This is a genomic window from Arthrobacter sp. zg-Y877, assembly GCF_030373105.1.
Classification (GTDB): domain Bacteria; phylum Actinomycetota; class Actinomycetes; order Actinomycetales; family Micrococcaceae; genus Arthrobacter_B.
The window spans coordinates 857,719-873,575 of record NZ_JAUCPU010000001.1; the positions used below are offsets into that span (position 1 = coordinate 857,719).

Annotated in this window: 16 protein-coding genes, 2 tRNA genes and 1 rRNA gene; 3 read left to right on the forward strand and 16 right to left on the reverse strand. The window is 66.4% G+C overall.

What is annotated here, in order from left to right:
* Positions 1-53: 53 nt before the first annotated feature.
* Entirely contained in the window at positions 54-1,070 is a 1,017-nt protein-coding gene (locus QNO03_RS04050) for an LCP family protein (RefSeq protein ID WP_289602012.1), read from the reverse strand.
* Positions 1,071-1,164: 94 nt separating this feature from the next.
* On the opposite strand from QNO03_RS04050, the gene QNO03_RS04055 reads away from it, so the two are divergent.
* Positions 1,165-1,644, forward strand: a complete 480-nt coding sequence (locus QNO03_RS04055) for a DUF3515 domain-containing protein (protein WP_289602014.1) — start codon at positions 1,165-1,167, stop codon at positions 1,642-1,644.
* Here the strand turns inward: QNO03_RS04055 and QNO03_RS04060 are convergent.
* The 6 genes from QNO03_RS04060 to leuC form a co-directional block, all read right to left on the reverse strand.
* A complete protein-coding gene (locus QNO03_RS04060; RefSeq protein WP_231707569.1) occupies positions 1,641-2,783 on the reverse strand; it encodes a D-alanine--D-alanine ligase family protein in 1,143 nt (380 codons plus the stop codon). The two genes, QNO03_RS04055 and QNO03_RS04060, sit on opposite strands and share 4 nt — an antisense overlap.
* Positions 2,784-2,794: 11 nt before the next feature.
* The gene (locus tag QNO03_RS04065) at positions 2,795-3,838 is read right to left on the reverse strand and encodes an NAD(P)H-dependent glycerol-3-phosphate dehydrogenase (RefSeq protein ID WP_289602015.1); all 1,044 of its coding nucleotides are present in this window, start codon (positions 3,836-3,838) and stop codon (positions 2,795-2,797) included.
* Positions 3,835-4,602, reverse strand: coding sequence for a lysophospholipid acyltransferase family protein (locus QNO03_RS04070; RefSeq protein WP_229949079.1), 768 nt, complete (start codon positions 4,600-4,602; stop codon positions 3,835-3,837). Before QNO03_RS04070 ends, QNO03_RS04065 begins: the two co-directional genes overlap by 4 nt.
* A gap of 9 nt (positions 4,603-4,611) precedes the next feature.
* Positions 4,612-5,952: a UDP-N-acetylglucosamine 1-carboxyvinyltransferase gene (gene murA / locus QNO03_RS04075; RefSeq protein ID WP_229949080.1), complete on the reverse strand. Its 1,341-nt coding sequence runs from the start codon at positions 5,950-5,952 to the stop codon at positions 4,612-4,614.
* Between the two features lie 227 nt (positions 5,953-6,179).
* Positions 6,180-6,779, reverse strand: coding sequence for a 3-isopropylmalate dehydratase small subunit (gene leuD, locus QNO03_RS04080; RefSeq protein WP_289602017.1), 600 nt, complete (start codon positions 6,777-6,779; stop codon positions 6,180-6,182).
* Between the two features lie 11 nt (positions 6,780-6,790).
* Positions 6,791-8,260 (reverse strand): 3-isopropylmalate dehydratase large subunit, encoded by a 1,470-nt coding sequence (gene leuC, locus QNO03_RS04085; RefSeq protein ID WP_289602018.1) that lies wholly within the window; start codon positions 8,258-8,260, stop codon positions 6,791-6,793.
* A 111-nt stretch (positions 8,261-8,371) separates the two neighbouring features.
* Here leuC and QNO03_RS04090 point away from each other — a divergent pair, with 111 nt between their 5' ends.
* Complete coding sequence (locus tag QNO03_RS04090) at positions 8,372-9,091, forward strand: IclR family transcriptional regulator (RefSeq protein ID WP_229949083.1); 720 nt, start codon at positions 8,372-8,374, stop codon at positions 9,089-9,091.
* A gap of 53 nt (positions 9,092-9,144) precedes the next feature.
* A complete protein-coding gene (locus QNO03_RS04095; protein WP_229949087.1) occupies positions 9,145-9,573 on the forward strand; it encodes a potassium channel family protein in 429 nt (142 codons plus the stop codon).
* Positions 9,574-9,624: 51 nt separating this feature from the next.
* Here QNO03_RS04095 and thiL read toward each other — a convergent pair whose 3' ends face one another.
* The 9 genes from thiL to rrf all read right to left on the reverse strand — a co-directional run.
* Positions 9,625-10,635, reverse strand: coding sequence for a thiamine-phosphate kinase (gene thiL / locus QNO03_RS04100; protein WP_289602020.1), 1,011 nt, complete (start codon positions 10,633-10,635; stop codon positions 9,625-9,627).
* Between the two features lie 131 nt (positions 10,636-10,766).
* Positions 10,767-10,839: transfer RNA gene (locus QNO03_RS04105), tRNA-Glu, on the reverse strand.
* Between the two features lie 122 nt (positions 10,840-10,961).
* A tRNA-Gln gene (locus tag QNO03_RS04110) sits at positions 10,962-11,033 on the reverse strand.
* Between the two features lie 111 nt (positions 11,034-11,144).
* The gene (locus QNO03_RS04115; RefSeq protein WP_289602022.1) at positions 11,145-11,873 is read right to left on the reverse strand and encodes an HAD family hydrolase; all 729 of its coding nucleotides are present in this window, start codon (positions 11,871-11,873) and stop codon (positions 11,145-11,147) included.
* Positions 11,874-11,885: 12 nt separating this feature from the next.
* Positions 11,886-13,403 carry a glutamate--tRNA ligase gene (gltX, locus tag QNO03_RS04120; RefSeq protein ID WP_289602024.1) on the reverse strand — a complete coding sequence of 506 codons (1,518 nt, stop codon included), beginning with the start codon at positions 13,401-13,403 and terminating at the stop codon, positions 11,886-11,888.
* A gap of 39 nt (positions 13,404-13,442) precedes the next feature.
* On the reverse strand, positions 13,443-14,045 hold the full coding sequence (locus QNO03_RS04125) for a hypothetical protein (RefSeq protein ID WP_289602025.1): 603 nt from the start codon (positions 14,043-14,045) through the stop codon (positions 13,443-13,445).
* Entirely contained in the window at positions 14,045-14,818 is a 774-nt protein-coding gene (locus QNO03_RS04130) for a fumarylacetoacetate hydrolase family protein (RefSeq protein ID WP_227923562.1), read from the reverse strand. The genes QNO03_RS04125 and QNO03_RS04130 overlap by 1 nt, the downstream gene beginning before the upstream one ends.
* Positions 14,819-14,863: 45 nt before the next feature.
* Positions 14,864-15,613: a DUF1648 domain-containing protein gene (locus tag QNO03_RS04135; protein ID WP_289602028.1), complete on the reverse strand. Its 750-nt coding sequence runs from the start codon at positions 15,611-15,613 to the stop codon at positions 14,864-14,866.
* A 143-nt stretch (positions 15,614-15,756) separates the two neighbouring features.
* Positions 15,757-15,857 (reverse strand): 5S ribosomal RNA (gene rrf, locus QNO03_RS04140); the annotation flags it as partial.

Genomic DNA, 15,857 nt, shown 5'->3' on the forward strand with positions numbered 1-15,857 from the left:
CTACCGTAGGGCACTGACAGTGACCCATAACGATTTCCGGTGACGGCCCCCGTTCAGTCCTGGGGAACAGCCGACCGGAGGTAACCGGCAAGGTCGTCGGCGTCCATCGCGGCACCGATTTCCGCGATCGCTTCATCGTCCGGGAGCACAATGGACTGCCCATCCGTGGACGTGCCCACCCCCGCATTGGGCAGGGTAAACATGTGGACGTCCGCTGCCCGCACGCTGCGCAGGCTGAGTCCCAGACGCCCGACGGCGGCTGCGTCCAGTCCTTCGTCCACGCTGAGGTACGGGGAAATTTCCCGGACCACGTTACTGATCTTTACGGGGTTTGTCAGGGTCCCCGCGTTGAGAACGCCGCCGAGCACGCCCCGGACGAACGCCTGCTGGTTCCGGACGCGCTGATAATCCCCGTCGGTGAAGGCGTAGCGTTCCCGCACGTATTTCAGTGCCGATTCGCCCTGCACCTCGATGGGTCCCGCCGCGAAGTATTCGCCCTCCGCCCCCTCGGACTGGAAGGCAATGTCGTTGTCCAGGGTGACCCCGCCCAAGGCGTCGGTAAGGCCCTTGAATCCCTCGAAGTCCATGATCACCACGTGGTCGACCGGGACTCCGAACAGGTCCTGAACCGTTTCCACGGTCAGGGAGACACCGCCGAGGGCCATGGCTGCGTTGATCTTGTTCCCGCCGTGCCCGGGCACCTCCACCCAGGTATCGCGCATGATCGACATAACGTAGACACCGCTGCGGTCCCCGGGCACGTGGACCAGCATCAAGGCGTCGCTCCGGGCGTCGCCCGACGCCGGATCCCGGGTATCGCTGCCCATCACCAGGATGTTGAGCGAGTCCGTTGCCGCCGCGGACCGTTCCGGGGCAACGGAAGGCAGGGCGCCGCTGATGGTCTGTTTTCCGGAGTCGAAGGTCCGGGCCAGGTGCCAGAGGTAACCTCCGGCGGCCAGCGCGGCCACCAGGACGATGCCCAGCACAACGATCAGAACCCTCCGGACAGGATGTTTCTTCCGTACGTCCGGTTCGGACGGTTCGGTGGGTGGAAGGTGGAAATCGCTCACGGGGAATCCTCAGGCTAGTCGGCGCCAGCAGTTTACCGCGTGCGGGCCGCCACGCGATTCAAGCCAGCGGCGGCGTGCCGGATACGCTTGAATCATGAAGCTCTATGCGTTATCCGCAGTATCCGTGCTCGTGGCAGTGGCGGCCACCGGCTGCAGCCCGGTGGCCAATGTCGATTCCGCGCCAGACGCGGCGAACCCCGACTGCGCCTCCGTGATGGTGGCGCTCCCGGACGAGATGGCGGGCTATCAGCTCAGGGACACGGACAGCCAGTCCACCGCGGCCTGGGGCAACCCGTCCAAGGCGATCCTCAAGTGCGGCGTCCCGGCACCGGGACCGACGACCGATCCGTGCGCCGAAGTCAACGGTATCGACTGGATCCTGCGCGAGGGCGAAGACACCTGGACCGCCACTACCTTCGGCCGGGAGCCGGCCGTCGAGGTGATGTTCGATCCGAACGAGGTGGCTTCCTCCGAGGTGCTGGTCCAGTTGGAGAACGCGGTCTCCAACATTGAATCCACCCGTCAGTGCCTCAGCCCCGCGGACACCCTGGAACTGGACAGCCAGGCGGGCTAGCGCAGGCCGGTCTTCCGGCTCAGCGCCAGGGAAATCAGTTCATCGATCAGCTCGGTGTACGGGAGACCGGACTTGGCCCACATCTGCGGATACATGCTGATCGGGGTGAACCCGGGCATCGTGTTGATCTCGTTGATGATCAGCGCACCGTCCGGGGTGTAGAAGAAGTCCACCCGGGACAGGCCCTCTCCTCCGACCGCGTCGAAGGCGGCACCGGCCAGCCGGCGGACTTCGGCGGAAACGTCCGCCGGCAGGTCGGCCGGGCAGCTCAGGTCGACGGCTGCACCATCAACGTACTTGGCTTCGAAGTCGTACCACTCGTGGCCGCCGTCGCGCACCGCAATCTCGCCGGGCTGGCTGGTGCGGGGGTCCTCGGTGCCGCGCCCCTGCAGGACAGCCACCTCGATTTCGCGGCCGGTTATCCCGGCTTCGACGACCACCTTGGGATCGTGCAGGCGCGCGGCTTCGATGGCGGCCGGAAGCTCCGCGGGGTCGGTGACCCGCGTGATGCCCATGGAGGATCCGGCGCGGGCCGGCTTCACGAACAAGGGGAAGGCCAGGGCTCCGGCACGGTCCAGGCAGGACTGCGGATCCCGCAGCCACTGCCGGTCGGTAAGCACTTCGTAGGGACCAACGGCCAGGCCGGCGGCCTCGAAGACCACCTTCATGTAGTGCTTGTCCATGCCGACGGCGGACGCCAGGACACCGGCGCCCACGTACCGGACATCGGCCATTTCCAGCAGCCCCTGCAGGGTGCCGTCCTCGCCGAAGGGACCGTGCAGCAGCGGCAGGACGACGTCGATGGACCCCAGGCTGCGCGGCAGGCCGCCGGGAGTGTGCGCGACGAGCTCACGGCTTCCGTCCTGGGAGGACAGGACCACTGATTCCGCGGAGACCGGCACCTCGGGCAGGGTGGCTGCGCGGAGCGACCACTGCGCCGGATCGGCGGAGACGAGGCTCCACTGGCCGTTCTTCGCAATACCGATGGGCACGACGTCGTACTTGGACGTATCGATGGCCTGCAGCACACCGGCCGCAGTCACGCAGCTGACGGCATGTTCGCTGGAGCGTCCGCCGAACAGGACGGCCACCCTCGGCCGGGCGTTTCCGGAGCGGTCCTCTACGGTACCGGCGGGCAGGGGTTCAACAGTCACGGGGCGGACACACCTTCGGATTTCAGTTCGCGGGCCAGCAGCCGCGGGCCCAGTTCATCAACACTAATAACGCCCTGCAGGACGGCGACAACGTTTTCGGTGATCGGCATGTACACACCCAGCTGGGTGGCACGGTCCAGCACGGCCTGCGCGGACTTGATGCCTTCGGCGGTCTGGGTCATGGACGCGTTGACCTCCGCCAGGCTCAGGCCCTGCGCCAGCAGTGTTCCCGCAGTGTGGTTGCGGGACAGGGGTGAGGAGCAGGTGGCAATCAAATCGCCCATGCCCGCCAGTCCTGCCATGGTCTCGGCGCTGCCGCCCAGGGCGAGGGCCAGCCGGGTGGTTTCGGCCAGGCCGCGGGTCATCACGGACGCCCGGGTGTTGTCACCCATGTTCTTGCCGTCGCAGATCCCCACCGCGAGGGCAATCACGTTCTTCACGATGCCGCCGATCTCCGTACCCACCACGTCCTCGTTGGTGTACGGCCGGAAATACGGCGCAGTGCAGGCTTCGGCGATCCAGGCGGCCGTGTCCAGGTCGGTGCAGGCCACCACGGAAGCGGTGGGCTCCTGACGGGCAATCTCCATGGCGAGGTTCGGGCCGGAGACCACGGCAATACGCTCGGCGGGCAGTCCCAGTTCCTCGGCGATCACCTGGCTCATCCGGGCGTCCGTGCCCCGTTCCAGGCCCTTCATCAGCGACACGACGACGGCGCCGGCCGGAATGAGGCCCGCAACGTCCTTCAGCTGGGCGCGCAGTGACTGTGCAGGAACGGCGAGCACCACGATCTCCGCACCGGCCAGGACCTCGGCGAGGTCCGTGGAGGCGCGCAGGTTGGCGGGCAGGACAGTGTCCTTGAGGTACTGGGTGTTGCGGTGCCTGTCATTGATGTCGGCGGCCACCTCGGGGCGGCGGGCCCAGAGCCGTACATCGGTGCCCCGTCCGGCGCCTGAGTCGGCGGCGATCTTGGCGAAGGCGGTACCCCAGCTTCCGGCGCCTAGGACCGCGACGACGGCGGGGTATTCACTGCGGGCGGTCACTGTCCGGCCTCCGGTTGGGTTGGTTTGGATTCAAAGGAGCGTCCGACCTGCCGCTGGCCCTTGGCCACGGGGTCCCACCGCTCAGCGGGTGGCTGGGTGCCGCGGAGCTTGGAGACCATGTCCGTAATGTCGGACATGATCCGATCCGTAGCGGCGTCCAGGACGGCCTTACTGATCGGGAGGCCGGCGAATTCGGACAGGTCCACAGGCTTGCCAACCACCAGCCGGACCCGCTTGCGCGGGAACAGTGCCGGGAACTTGGCGTAGCGGGGAAAGAGTTCATGGGATCCCCAGTGCGCCACCGGGAGCACGGGAACCCCGGTCTGCAGGGCCAGCCGGGCAGCGCCGGTCCGGCCCTTCATCGGCCAGAGGTCCGGATCCCGCGTCAGGGTTCCTTCGGGATAGATCACCAGGGTGTGCCCGGCCTCCAGTGCCTTGCGCGCGGCGTCCAGGGAACCGGCGGCCCCGGTGGTGATCCGTTCCACCGGGACCTGGTTCGTCGCGGACAGCGCGGTTCCCAGGACGGGAACCTTGAACAGAGATGCCTTGGCCAGGAAGTGCGGCGGGTACCCCTTGTTGTACAGGAAGTGCCCCACCACCACCGGATCGATCTCAGTCACGTGGTTGGGACAGACGATGAAGCCCGTGTCCCGGGGCAGGTTCTCCGCCCCCTGCCACTGCTTTTTCAGGAAGACATTGAACAGCGGCCGGAGGGTTCCGGCCAGCAGCGCAAACGCAACCCGTGACTTATTCGAATCCGTCATGCGGTCAGGCTACCGGAGTCCGGCGGATACGCCGGAAGCGACGTCAAAGTCCGCGCCGAGCCCCTCAAGCTTGCCTTGGAAATGCTCGTACCCGCGGTTGATCAGCTCAATGCCGGTCACCCGCGACGTGCCCTCGGCTGCCAGCGCGGCAATGAGGTGGCTGAAGCCGCCGCGCAGGTCCGGGATGTCGATCTCGGCGCCGCGCAGCTGCACGGAACCGGCAATCACGGCCGAGTGCAGGAAGTTGCGCTGCCCGAAACGGCAGGGCACGCTGCCCAAGCATTCGCGGTGTACCTGGATGTTGGCGCCCATCCGGATGAGGGCATCGGTGAAGCCGAAACGGTTCTCATACACGGTCTCGTGCACAATGGAGACGCCCTCGGCCTGGGTCAGGGCGACCACGAGCGGCTGCTGCCAGTCGGTCATGAATCCCGGGTGCACGTCGGTTTCCAGCACCAGCGGGTTCAGTGCCCCGCCCGGGTGGTAGAACCGGATGCCGCCGTCGTCGACGTCGAACGCTCCGCCGATCTTGCGGTAGGTGTTCAGGAACGCGGTGAGGTCCTTCTGGTCGGCGCCTTCAACGTAGATGTCACCCTTGGTGACAAGTGCGGCGGAGGCCCAGGACGCGGCTTCGTTGCGGTCCGGAAGCGCACGGTGGTTGTAACCGGTCAGCTCGGAAACGCCCTCGATGCGGATGACGCGGTCCGTCTGCACGGAGATGATGGCGCCCATCTTCTGCAGGATGGCGATCAGGTCCATGATTTCCGGCTCGACGGCGGCACCGCGAAGTTCAGTGATGCCCACGGCCTTGACCGCGGTCAGGAGCACCTGTTCGGTGGCTCCGACGCTCGGGTAAGGCAGTTCCAGCTTGGCGCCGCTGAGGCCCTTGGGAGCGGAGATGGAAATGCCGCCTGGGCGCTTCTCCACTACGGCGCCGAAGTTGCGCAGCATCTGCAGGTGGAAGTCGATTGGCCGGTCGCCGATCTTGCAGCCGCCAAGGTCAGGGATGAACGCCTCGCCGAGGCTGTGCATCAGCGGTCCGCAGAGCAGGATCGGGATGCGCGAATCGCCGGCGTGGGCGTCGATGTCCTTGGACGCCGCCGTCTTCGCGTTCTTCGGATCCATGGTGAGGTCGCCGGTGACGGGGTCCTTGGTGACCTCGACGCCGTGCAGCTGCAGCAGGGACGTCACGACCTCAACGTCCTTGATTTCCGGAACGTTGCGCAGCGTGGACGGCCCGTTGCCGAGCAGGGCCGCAACCATCGCCTTGGGGACCAGATTTTTCGCCCCGCGGACCGGTACCTTCCCTGAGAGAGGAACACCGCCTCGGATCGTGAGGACGCTACCCATGAATACCTGATTTCCTAAATAGATTGGCCCCGGAAGCAATAAGAGACTGCACTCAAGCATATGAGCAAGCGCCTGCTTACTGAAATAACGCCGCCCTCCACCGGGCCCGGACCGGTGTGATTCCGGTCATGCAGCCCGCAGCGATAACGCGGTAGGCCCCGCCGAAGCGGGGCCTATCCATAATATCGGGCCGGCGGAGGGGCCGGGAAATCATCCGCGCTGTGGGCCTAGTGCCGGGCGGGGAGGGTGAGCGGCTTATAGGAAGGGCGGCGTGCCTCGAACGACGTGATCTCTGTTTCATGGCGCAGGGTCAGGGCAATGTCGTCCAGCCCTTCGAGGAGGCGCCAGCGGGTGTATTCATCAATCTCGAACGGAGCCGAGACGCTGCCGCAGACTGCGGTGCGGGCCTGAAGGTCCACGGTGACCGTTGTTCCCGGAGAGTTCTCCAGGACCTTCCAGATGAGTTCGATGTCATCCTGTGCCAACTCGGCCGCGACGAGGCCCTGCTTGCCGGCATTCCCGCGGAAGATATCCGCGAAGCGGGAGGAGAGGACGGCCCGGAAGCCATAGTCCTTCAACGCCCAGACGGCATGTTCACGGGAGGAGCCGGTGCCGAAGTCCGGCCCTGCCACCAGGACCGAGCCCTGCCGGAAGGGTTCCTGGTTCAGGATGAAATCCGCATTCTTCCGCCAGCCGGCAAAGAGTGCATCCTCGAACCCGGTGCGGGTGATCCGCTTGAGGTAGACGGCAGGGATGATCTGGTCGGTGTCGACGTCGCTTTGGCGCAGCGGAACGCCGATCCCGGTGTGGGTGGTGATCTTTTCCATTGGTGGTTCCCCTAAGCGGCGGTGGAGGCGTTGACGGCGGAGGTTCCGGCACTGTCCGGCAGCGGATCAAGGTCGGAAGGTGAGCTGAGGGTCCCGCGCACCGCGGTGGCGGCGGCCACCACCGGTGACACCAGGTGGGTCCGGCCGCCCTTGCCCTGGCGGCCCTCGAAATTGCGGTTCGACGTGGACGCGCACCGTTCCCCCGGTTCAAGCTGGTCCGGGTTCATGCCCAGGCACATCGAGCAGCCGGCAAAACGCCATTCCGCCCCGAAGTCCTTGAACACCCGGTCCAGCCCTTCGGCCTCGGCTTCCAGCCGCACCCGGGCGGAGCCGGGCACCACCATCATGCGGACCGCCGGGTCCTTCTCGCGGCCGCGGATAATATCGGCCGCCGCGCGCAGGTCTTCGATCCGGCTGTTGGTGCAGGAACCCAGGAAGACCGTGTCCACCCGGATGTCCTTCATCCGCGTTCCGGCGGCAAGATCCATGTAGGCCAGGGCCCGCTCAGCGGCAGCACGGGCGTTCTCGTCGGCGAAGTCTTCGGGGGCGGGGACGGCTTCCGAGAGCGGGACGCCCTGCCCGGGGTTGGTCCCCCACGTGACAAACGGCTCCAGGGTGTCGGCATCCAGGAAGACCTCGGCGTCGAACTCGGCATCGGCGTCGGTGGCCAGGGACTTCCAGTGTTCGACGGCGGCGTCCCAGTCCCGTCCCTGCGGGGCGTGCGGGCGGTGCCTGAGGTAGGCGAAGGTGGTTTCGTCCGGGGCGACCATGCCGGCCCGGGCACCGGCTTCGATGGACATGTTGCAGATGGTCATCCGCGCTTCCATCGACAGAGCACGGATGGCCGAGCCCCGGTATTCCAGGACGTAGCCCTGTCCGCCGCCGGTGCCGATCCGGGCAATCACCGCCAGGATGATGTCCTTGGACGTGACGCCGGGACGCAGCGTGCCTTCGACATTGATGGCCATGGTCTTAAACGGCTTCAGCGACAGGGTCTGGGTGGCCATCACGTGCTCCACCTCGGAGGTGCCGATACCCATGGCCAGCGCCCCGAACGCCCCGTGTGTGGAGGTGTGGGAGTCACCGCAGACCACGGTGAGCCCGGGCTGGGTCAGGCCCAGCTGCGGACCGACAACGTGGACGATCCCCTGCTCGGCGTCTCCCAGCGGATGCAGCCGGACACCGAATTCTGCGCAGTTGGCCCGCAGGGTTTCAATCTGGGTGCGGCTCACCGGATCGGCAATGGGCTTGTCTATCGCCAGCGTCGGTGTGTTGTGGTCCTCGGTGGCGATGGTCAGGTTCGGACGGCGCAGCCCGCGTCCCGACAGCCGAAGACCTTCGAAGGCCTGGGGGGAGGTGACTTCGTGGACGAGGTGGAGATCGATGTACAGCAGGTCGGGAGCACCGTCCTCCCCTTTGCTGACCACATGCTCGTCCCAGACTTTCCGTGCAAGCGTCCTGCCTGCTACGTGCTCACCCATATCAGGTACCCCTCGTTGTCTTTCCCTGTGGGGTTAAGAGAACCAGCCTGCGGGTGGGACGCGCCACCTTTTCAATTTGCATCTCAGATAATGAGACGGCAGTATCAGTTTATGGACACAGCGAGCGGGGTAGGCGTCATCGACAAAGCGGCCATGGTGCTGGACGCACTGGAAGCCGGACCCACCACACTGGCTCAACTGGTGTCCGCGACGGGACTCGCCCGTCCTACGGTGCACCGGCTGGCGCTGGCCCTGGTGCACCACCGGCTGGTGGGCCGCGACATCCAGGGCCGGTTCGTCCTGGGTGGGCGGCTGGTCGAACTGGCTTCCGCTGCCGGTGAGGACCGTCTGATCGCCTCCGCCGGACCGGTACTGCTGGCACTCCGCGACGCCACCGGGGAGAGTTCGCAGGTATTCCGGCGGCAGGGTGAGTGGCGGGTCTGCGTTGCCTCCGCCGAGCGTCCCATCGGCCTGCGGGACACCATTCCCGTCGGCACCCAGCTGTCCATGAAGGCCGGTTCCGCTGCCCAGTGCCTGCTGGCCTGGGAGGACCACGACCGGCTCCTCGAGGGGCTGCATAATGCCCGCTTCACACCCACTGTCCTGGCCGGTGTCCGGCGCCGTGGCTGGGCCCAGAGCCTGGGCGAACGCGAACCCGGAGTGGCCTCCGTGTCGGCACCGGTGCGTGGACCGGCCGGCCGCGTCATCGCCGCCGTGTCGATCTCCGGGCCAATTGAACGCCTGACCAGGCAGCCCGGGCGCATCCACGCCGAAGTGGTCGCAAAGGCCGCGGCCCAGCTCACCGAGGCGCTGCGCAAGGGCGGCGAGTAAGCCTATATTGGGAGCCTGAAACCGTTGGGGGTCCAAGAGCCCAGGGGGTTCCCATGAAGCGGATGCGTGTGCTGTGGCACATTGTCCGAATCTCCGGCGCCGATTATATTTTCTCCGGCTTCCTGATTGTCCTTGGGGTCGCAAGCTTCCTGCTGCCGCGGCTCGAGGCGGAGTTCGAGAACTTCGGCGACGGCCTCTGGTACCTGTTCGTTTCCTTCACCACGGTGGGCTTCGGCGACTACGTGGCCACCGGACCGGCGGGCAGGATCATTACGGTGGTCGTCACCCTGTACGGGATCCTGGTGGTGGCCCTGATGACCGGCATTATCGTGGGCTTTTACACCGAGCTCCTCAAAGCCAGGGCGACCAATGCGCTCGATGATTTCGTGTCCGAGCTCGAGCACCTGCCGGACCTGTCCCGGGAACAGATCCTGGAGCTGGCCGAACGGATCCGGAACCGGCGGATCCTGCCGGATTCCTGAGCCGGTCCGATGACGTCGCAGTGACGGCGCAGTGACGTCGCGACAGTACAGCTAGCCGGCGAAGTGGTCCCAGCCGGTCACCGGGGGCACCTCGCCGCCGAAGGTGACGCCTTCGCCGTCGGACACCGTGCCGATGCCGACGAACCCCTGGGGCAGGACCGCATCCGGCGGGAAGGTCGCCAGCAGCCCATGGTCCTCTCCCCCGCCCAGCACCCAGGCCAGCGGGTCTGCGCCCAACCGTTCCGCAGCCGGTGCCAGCGCCTCGGCCCGGGAGGTGAGATAGCCCCGGTCCAGGTCAATGCCGACGCCAGAGGCCCGGGCGATCCGGCCGGCGTCGCGCACCAGTCCATCCGAGACATCCAGCATGGCAGTGGCACCGGCAGCCGCCGCTTCGGGTCCGGCGCCGGTCCGCGGCGGACACGGCCGGCACTGCGCCATGGCCAGCACGGCAAGTGGATGGTCGTCGGAATCCCCGGGGTCTGCCATGTCGACATTGCTCTCGAGTACCGCCAGCCCGCCTGCCGCGAGTCCCAGCGACCCGATGTGGGCCAGAACGTCCCCGGGCCGGGCACCTGAACGCAAAACGGGGTCCCGCCCCTCCAGGTCGCCTGTGACAGCTGCCGTGACGACGATTTGGCTGCCCCGGCCGAGATCGCCACCCACCACGGAGCACCGCTCGAACGCCAGGGAATCAATACCGGCGGCGAGTCCCGCGGCGAGCTGCTCCACCCACGCGACCTCCGTACTGCCCGGAAGGGTGAGGCTGACCACCAGCGAGGTGGGCACAGCGCCCATGGCACGGATATCGGAGACATTCTGCGCCACGCATTTCCAGCCGACGTCGAACCCCGTGGTCCGGTACCCCGAGGGCCAGACCAGGCGGAAATCGGCGTCCTGGACCAAGGTGTCGATGGAGATTACCGTTCGGCGGTCCGGAGCAGCAATCACGGCGGCGTCGTCGCCCGGCCCCAGCAGTGCGGTATCCGGCCCCAGGCGGGGAAAGATCCGGGCCAGAAGCGCCTTCTCGTCAAGCTGGTCCACGGTCAGGGCTTCGGACGGCACAGGCTGTTCCTCGGGTTGGGATTGGGAGCAAGGTTTTGAAATTATCACGCGCGGTCCCGCACCGCTGGCCGCCCGGTTCGGAGGGCAAAACAAAACCGGCCCCGGACATAGTGTCCGGAGCCGGTTATCTGTGACCCCAGCGGGATTCGAACCCGCGTTACCGCCGTGAGAGGGCAGCGTACTAGGCCGCTATACGATGGGGCCGTGTACAGTGCTCCGGGCTTACTGTCCGGGCACTTCCTTGCCGGTTTCGAAGAACCGGCCTGTAGAGTATTTCATACTCTTTCAGAGGAGACCAATCGCGGTGAACCGCTTATTGATGACCGCTGGGATACCAGGACTCGAACCTAGAATGTCGGTACCAGAAACCGATGTGTTGCCAATTACACCATATCCCAATGCGCTTATCCGGCTGCTTTGCGAGGACTTATCCCCGGCCGCAGCCCCTCAGCACGAGATATAACTATACACGGGTTCCAGAGCAAGTACAAAACGGGCCGGCTGCCGTGTCAGACCAGTTCCAGCAGCTCCCCGAGGGACCCGATGGTGTGCACTCCGGGAGGAACCACGGCCGCCCCGTCCCGCACGGGTGAGGGGTTGCCGATGCGGTCCAGCCAGATTCCGAGCAGGCCGGCGTGGGCCGCCCCCACGGCATCCACCCGCAGGTTATCCCCCACGTAGGCGCTGCGCTCCGGGGTACTGCCGAGCAGGCGTACCCCCTCGTGGAAGATCGCCGGTTCCGGCTTGGCGGAGCCGGCGGTGTCGATGCCCACCAGGACCCTGATCCGCGTCAGCCCGGCGGCGTCCAGCTTGGCCCGCTGGTAGTCGTGCACGTTGTTGCTGACGGCACCGTAGGCAATGCCGCGGGCCTCCAAGGCATCCAGGACGGGAACGACGTCGTCGAACGCGCGGAAGTACTGCGGCAGCGCCGCTTCGTAGGCTTGGTTCCAGACGCGCGCGGTGTCGCTGTCCAGCGGCGCCAGACCCGCCCGTTCCCGGGCGTGCTGCAGGCGCAGCACCCGCTGGTCGGCAAAGCTCAGCCGGCCGGCGAGGTACGCGTTGTAATGCCCCTGCGGATCGGCGGCGAACAGGGAGGTATAAGCCTCCCAGTCCGCCGCCGTGAAGTGGGTCAGGTCCTCAGCGCCAACCACCTGCAGCGTGGCGCCCATGGCCGCCTGCAGGTCAACGAGTGTCTCGTCGATGTCGAACAGCACCGCATTGATGGACCCGCCGCCCACTGTGTACGGACCTTATGCCGCGGCGCGGAAGGTGCGGAGCCGTGCCAGGGAGGAATCGCGGCCCAGGATCACCATGGACTCGAACAGCGGCGGCGAGATCCGGCGTCCCGAGACGGCAGTGCGCACCGGGCCGAACGCCAGCCGCGGCTTGATGCCCATGTCTTCCACGAGGGCCTGCCGCAGGGCGGCCTGGATGTTCTCCGCCGTCCAGTCGGAGACGGATTCGAGGGCCGCCAGCGCGGCGTCGAGCACCTCGGCCAGGTTAGCCGGCAGTCCCTTCCGGGCGTCGTCGGCGACGTCGACGGCGTCGTCGGCCTTGAAGAGGAAGCCGAGCATGTCCGGGGCCTCGCCCAGCAGGGTGATGCGTTCCTGTACCAGGGGGGCGGCCTCGGTCAGGATCTGCTCCTCGCGGGCGGTGAGGGTCTCCCCCACCAGGCCTGCCTGCTGGAGGTACGGGACCAGGCGGTTACGGAAGTCTTCGGCCTCGAGCATCCGTACGTGGGTGCCGTTGATGGCTTCGGCCTTCTTCAGGTCGAAGCGGGCGGGGTTGGCCAGCACATTGTGGATGTCGAAGTTCTCCACCAGCTGGTCGACGGTGAAGATGTCCTCGTCGGCGGACAGCGACCAGCCCAGCAGGGACAGGTAGTTCAGCAGGCCTTCGGGGATGAAGCCGCGCTCCCGGTGCAGGAAGAGGCTGGACTCCGGATCCCGCTTGGAGAGCTTCTTGTTGCCTGCACCCATCACGTAGGGCAGGTGCCCGAACAGGGGCATGTACTTGGCCACGCCGACGTCGATCAGCGCACGGTACAGCGCAACCTGGCGCGGGGTGGAGGACAGCAGGTCCTCGCCGCGCAGGATGTGGGTGATGCCCATGAGCGCGTCATCGACGGGGTTGACCAGCGTGTAGAGGGGTGCACCGTTGGCGCGGACCACGACGAAGTCCGGAACCGTTCCGGCCTTGAAGGTGATCTCGCCGCGGACCAGGTCGGTGAAGGTGATGTCTTCATCGGGCATCCGGACGCGGAGCACCGGCGAGCGGCCTTCGGCGCGGAAGGCTTCGATCTGCTCCGCGGTGAGGTCGCGGTCATAGTTGTCGTAGCCGAGCTTGATGTCGCGTCCGGCCGCGCGGTGGCGCGCTTCGATTTCCTCCGGGGTCGAATAGGACTCGTAGACGTAACCGGCGTCGCGCAGCTTGGCGATCACGTCCTGGTAGATTTCGCCGCGCTGGGACTGCCGGTACGGTTCGTGCGGGCCGCCCACTTCCACGCCTTCGTCCCAGGTGATGCCGAGCCACTTCAGCGCGTCGAGGAGCTGGAGGTAGCTCTCCTCGCTGTCACGGGCGGTGTCGGTATCTTCGATCCGGAACACCATGGTGCCCTTGGTGTGCTTGGCGTAGGCCCAGTTGAAAAGGGCGGTCCGGATGAGGCCAACGTGCGGGGTGCCCGTGGGAGACGGGCAGAAGCGCACGCGTACGGGCGTGTCATCGGTGACGGTGGGAAGGTCTGCTAAGGGAGTGGGAGCGTTAGTCATGATGTTTCCCAGTTTAGACTCTTCCCTCCGCGGGGTGCCTTAAGCCGAGTAGGACAGCAGCCAGAGGAAGACTCCACCGCCGGCAAGTGCGCCGGCCGCGGCGGCGGCAAGGTGTGCTGCGGGCTTCCCCCGCCGGAGCCTGGCGGCGAGGGTACCTGCCAGGACGGCAGCGATGAGGATCGCCGCCGCAGTTCCCGGCAGCCCCGGGAAAAGCAGTGCCGCCGTCGAACCGAGGATGACCAGGCCCGCACCGAGCGTGAGGTCCAGCCAGGACCAGTGCGTGAAGGAGTTGGCGATGAGCAGCACGAGGGCTGCAGCCAGCAGGCCGAAAACCGCGGCCGAGAGCGGTAACGGACCGTCCAGCCAAAGGATGAGCCGCTGGAACATAAACGCCAGCGCCGCCGCGCCCAGCACTGCAGGCGGAAGCGACGACGGCGGCAGCCGCCGAAGGTCGTTGCGCCGCTGCAGCTGGAAAACCAGGGCTGCCGGGAAGACACCCATCAACAGGGCGGCACCGGCACCCCAGGGCAGGGCGGCATCCGGCGGAAAACCAAGGAACGGAGCGGCCAGGAGGATCAGCGACCAGATGAGCGCAGCCCAGGCTGCGCTCCGGCCGGCCTCCCGGTCCGCTCCGCGGGGCATCAGCTGCGGACGGTGTTGACCAGCCGGCCGATGCCCTCGATGTCGACCTCGAAGCGTTCGCCGTCGCTGATGATGCCGACGCCCGCAGGGGTACCGGTGAGGATGACGTCGCCGGGCAGCAGGGTGAAGGCCTGCGAAACGTAGGACACCAGTTCCTTGACGCCCCAGATCATCGAGTTGGTGTTCCCGTCCTGAACGAGTTCACCGTTGAGGTAGCCGCGCACCGCGGTGTTCTCGGGATCCAGCTCGGTTTCAATCCACGGGCCCAGGGGGCAGGAGGTGTCAAAGCCCTTGGCGCGGGCCCACTGGTCGTCGGTGCGCTGGGCGTCACGGGCGGTGAGGTCGTTGGCGCAGGTGTAGCCGAAGATGACTTCGTCCACGCGTTCGATCGGGACATCCTTGCAGATGCGGCCGATGACGACGGCGAGCTCGGCCTCGTAGGACACTTCGTCCGAGAAGGACGGCAGAACCACGGGATCGTTCGGGCCGATCACCGAGGTGTTGGGCTTGAGGAACATCAGTGGAGCCGGCGGAACGTCGTTGCCCATTTCGCTGGCGTGGTCGGCATAGTTACGGCCGATGCCCACGACCTTGCTGCGCGGGATGATCGGGGCAAGCAGGCGTACGTCCTCCAGCTTGTGCCGCTCCCCTGTCAGCTGGACGCCCGAAAAGAACGGGTCACCCTTAATGACGGCGATTTCTTCGCTGCCTTCTTCTCCTCCGACCACGCCGAAGGCGGGGTCGCTGTCCTGTACAAATCGAGCAATACGCATGCGTCTAAGCCTAGTGGAGAAACGGACCAAGCCGGCAGGCGGTACCTAGAGGGCCATGAATACTCCAAAAACCGTCGGAAGGACAACAAAGACCATCAGGAACACAACGACGGCGGTGAGCCCCCTGCGGTTGCCTACATTCACTGTCAGGCCGGTGCCGGATCCGCTGCGCTTGGGTACCAGGATGTGGGGATCATTCGGATCGTTATAGAGGATGCCGCCCACCCACCGCTTATCCTCTTCCCGTTCCTCGGCTGTCGGGTGGACACCGTCCCGCTCAGCCGTCCGCCGCGCCCAGCGGCCGGCAGCAGTATAGGAAAGGAACAGGCAGCCAAGGATCAGGGGAACCATCATCAGGGCCGGCCCGGCGGGCACGTGGTCGGGGGTCCGCCAGCCGGCGACCGTGAGCCCGCCGATCAGCGCCGCAACCAGGACAGAGGTCCCGCCAAGGGCAGCAACGGTGCCGCGGATCATCCCCTCCCGGCGATACAGCTCCCAGTCGGACGGATCCTTATCCGGCAGGATCATGGCGGGTGTGGCGGCGGACACCACAGCCAGGAGGACGCTTATGCCGGCGCCCATCAGCAGGGGCATATACACGGTGCCGAAGGACTTCGTGTCCCACTCGTCCGGACGGCCGCCGCCGCCCCAGTGGGTCGGGATGGTTTCCGGCAGGGAATCGTAAATCGTGGTTCCGTAGGCAAAACAGGAAGCAAGCAGAAGGACGGCGGCCACATGCGGCAGCCAAAGCGCCGCCCGGGTGCCAGTGATTTTTATCGCAGTATCGGATCCCATCCCACAAACCTATCCGGGCCGGTGGATTAAACCGGTCAGGCCGGCACCCCTGGCGGGAGAAATTTGGCCGGTTAAACCTGGCGGGTTAAAGAGGAAGAGCCCGTACCAGCACTGGTACGGGCTCTTCCTGTTATTCAAATATTGTCCGGCGGTGACCTACTCTCCCACATCCTCCCGGATGCAGTACCATCGGCGCTGTGGGTCTTAGCTTCCGGGTTCGGAATGGGACCGGGCGTTTCCCCCA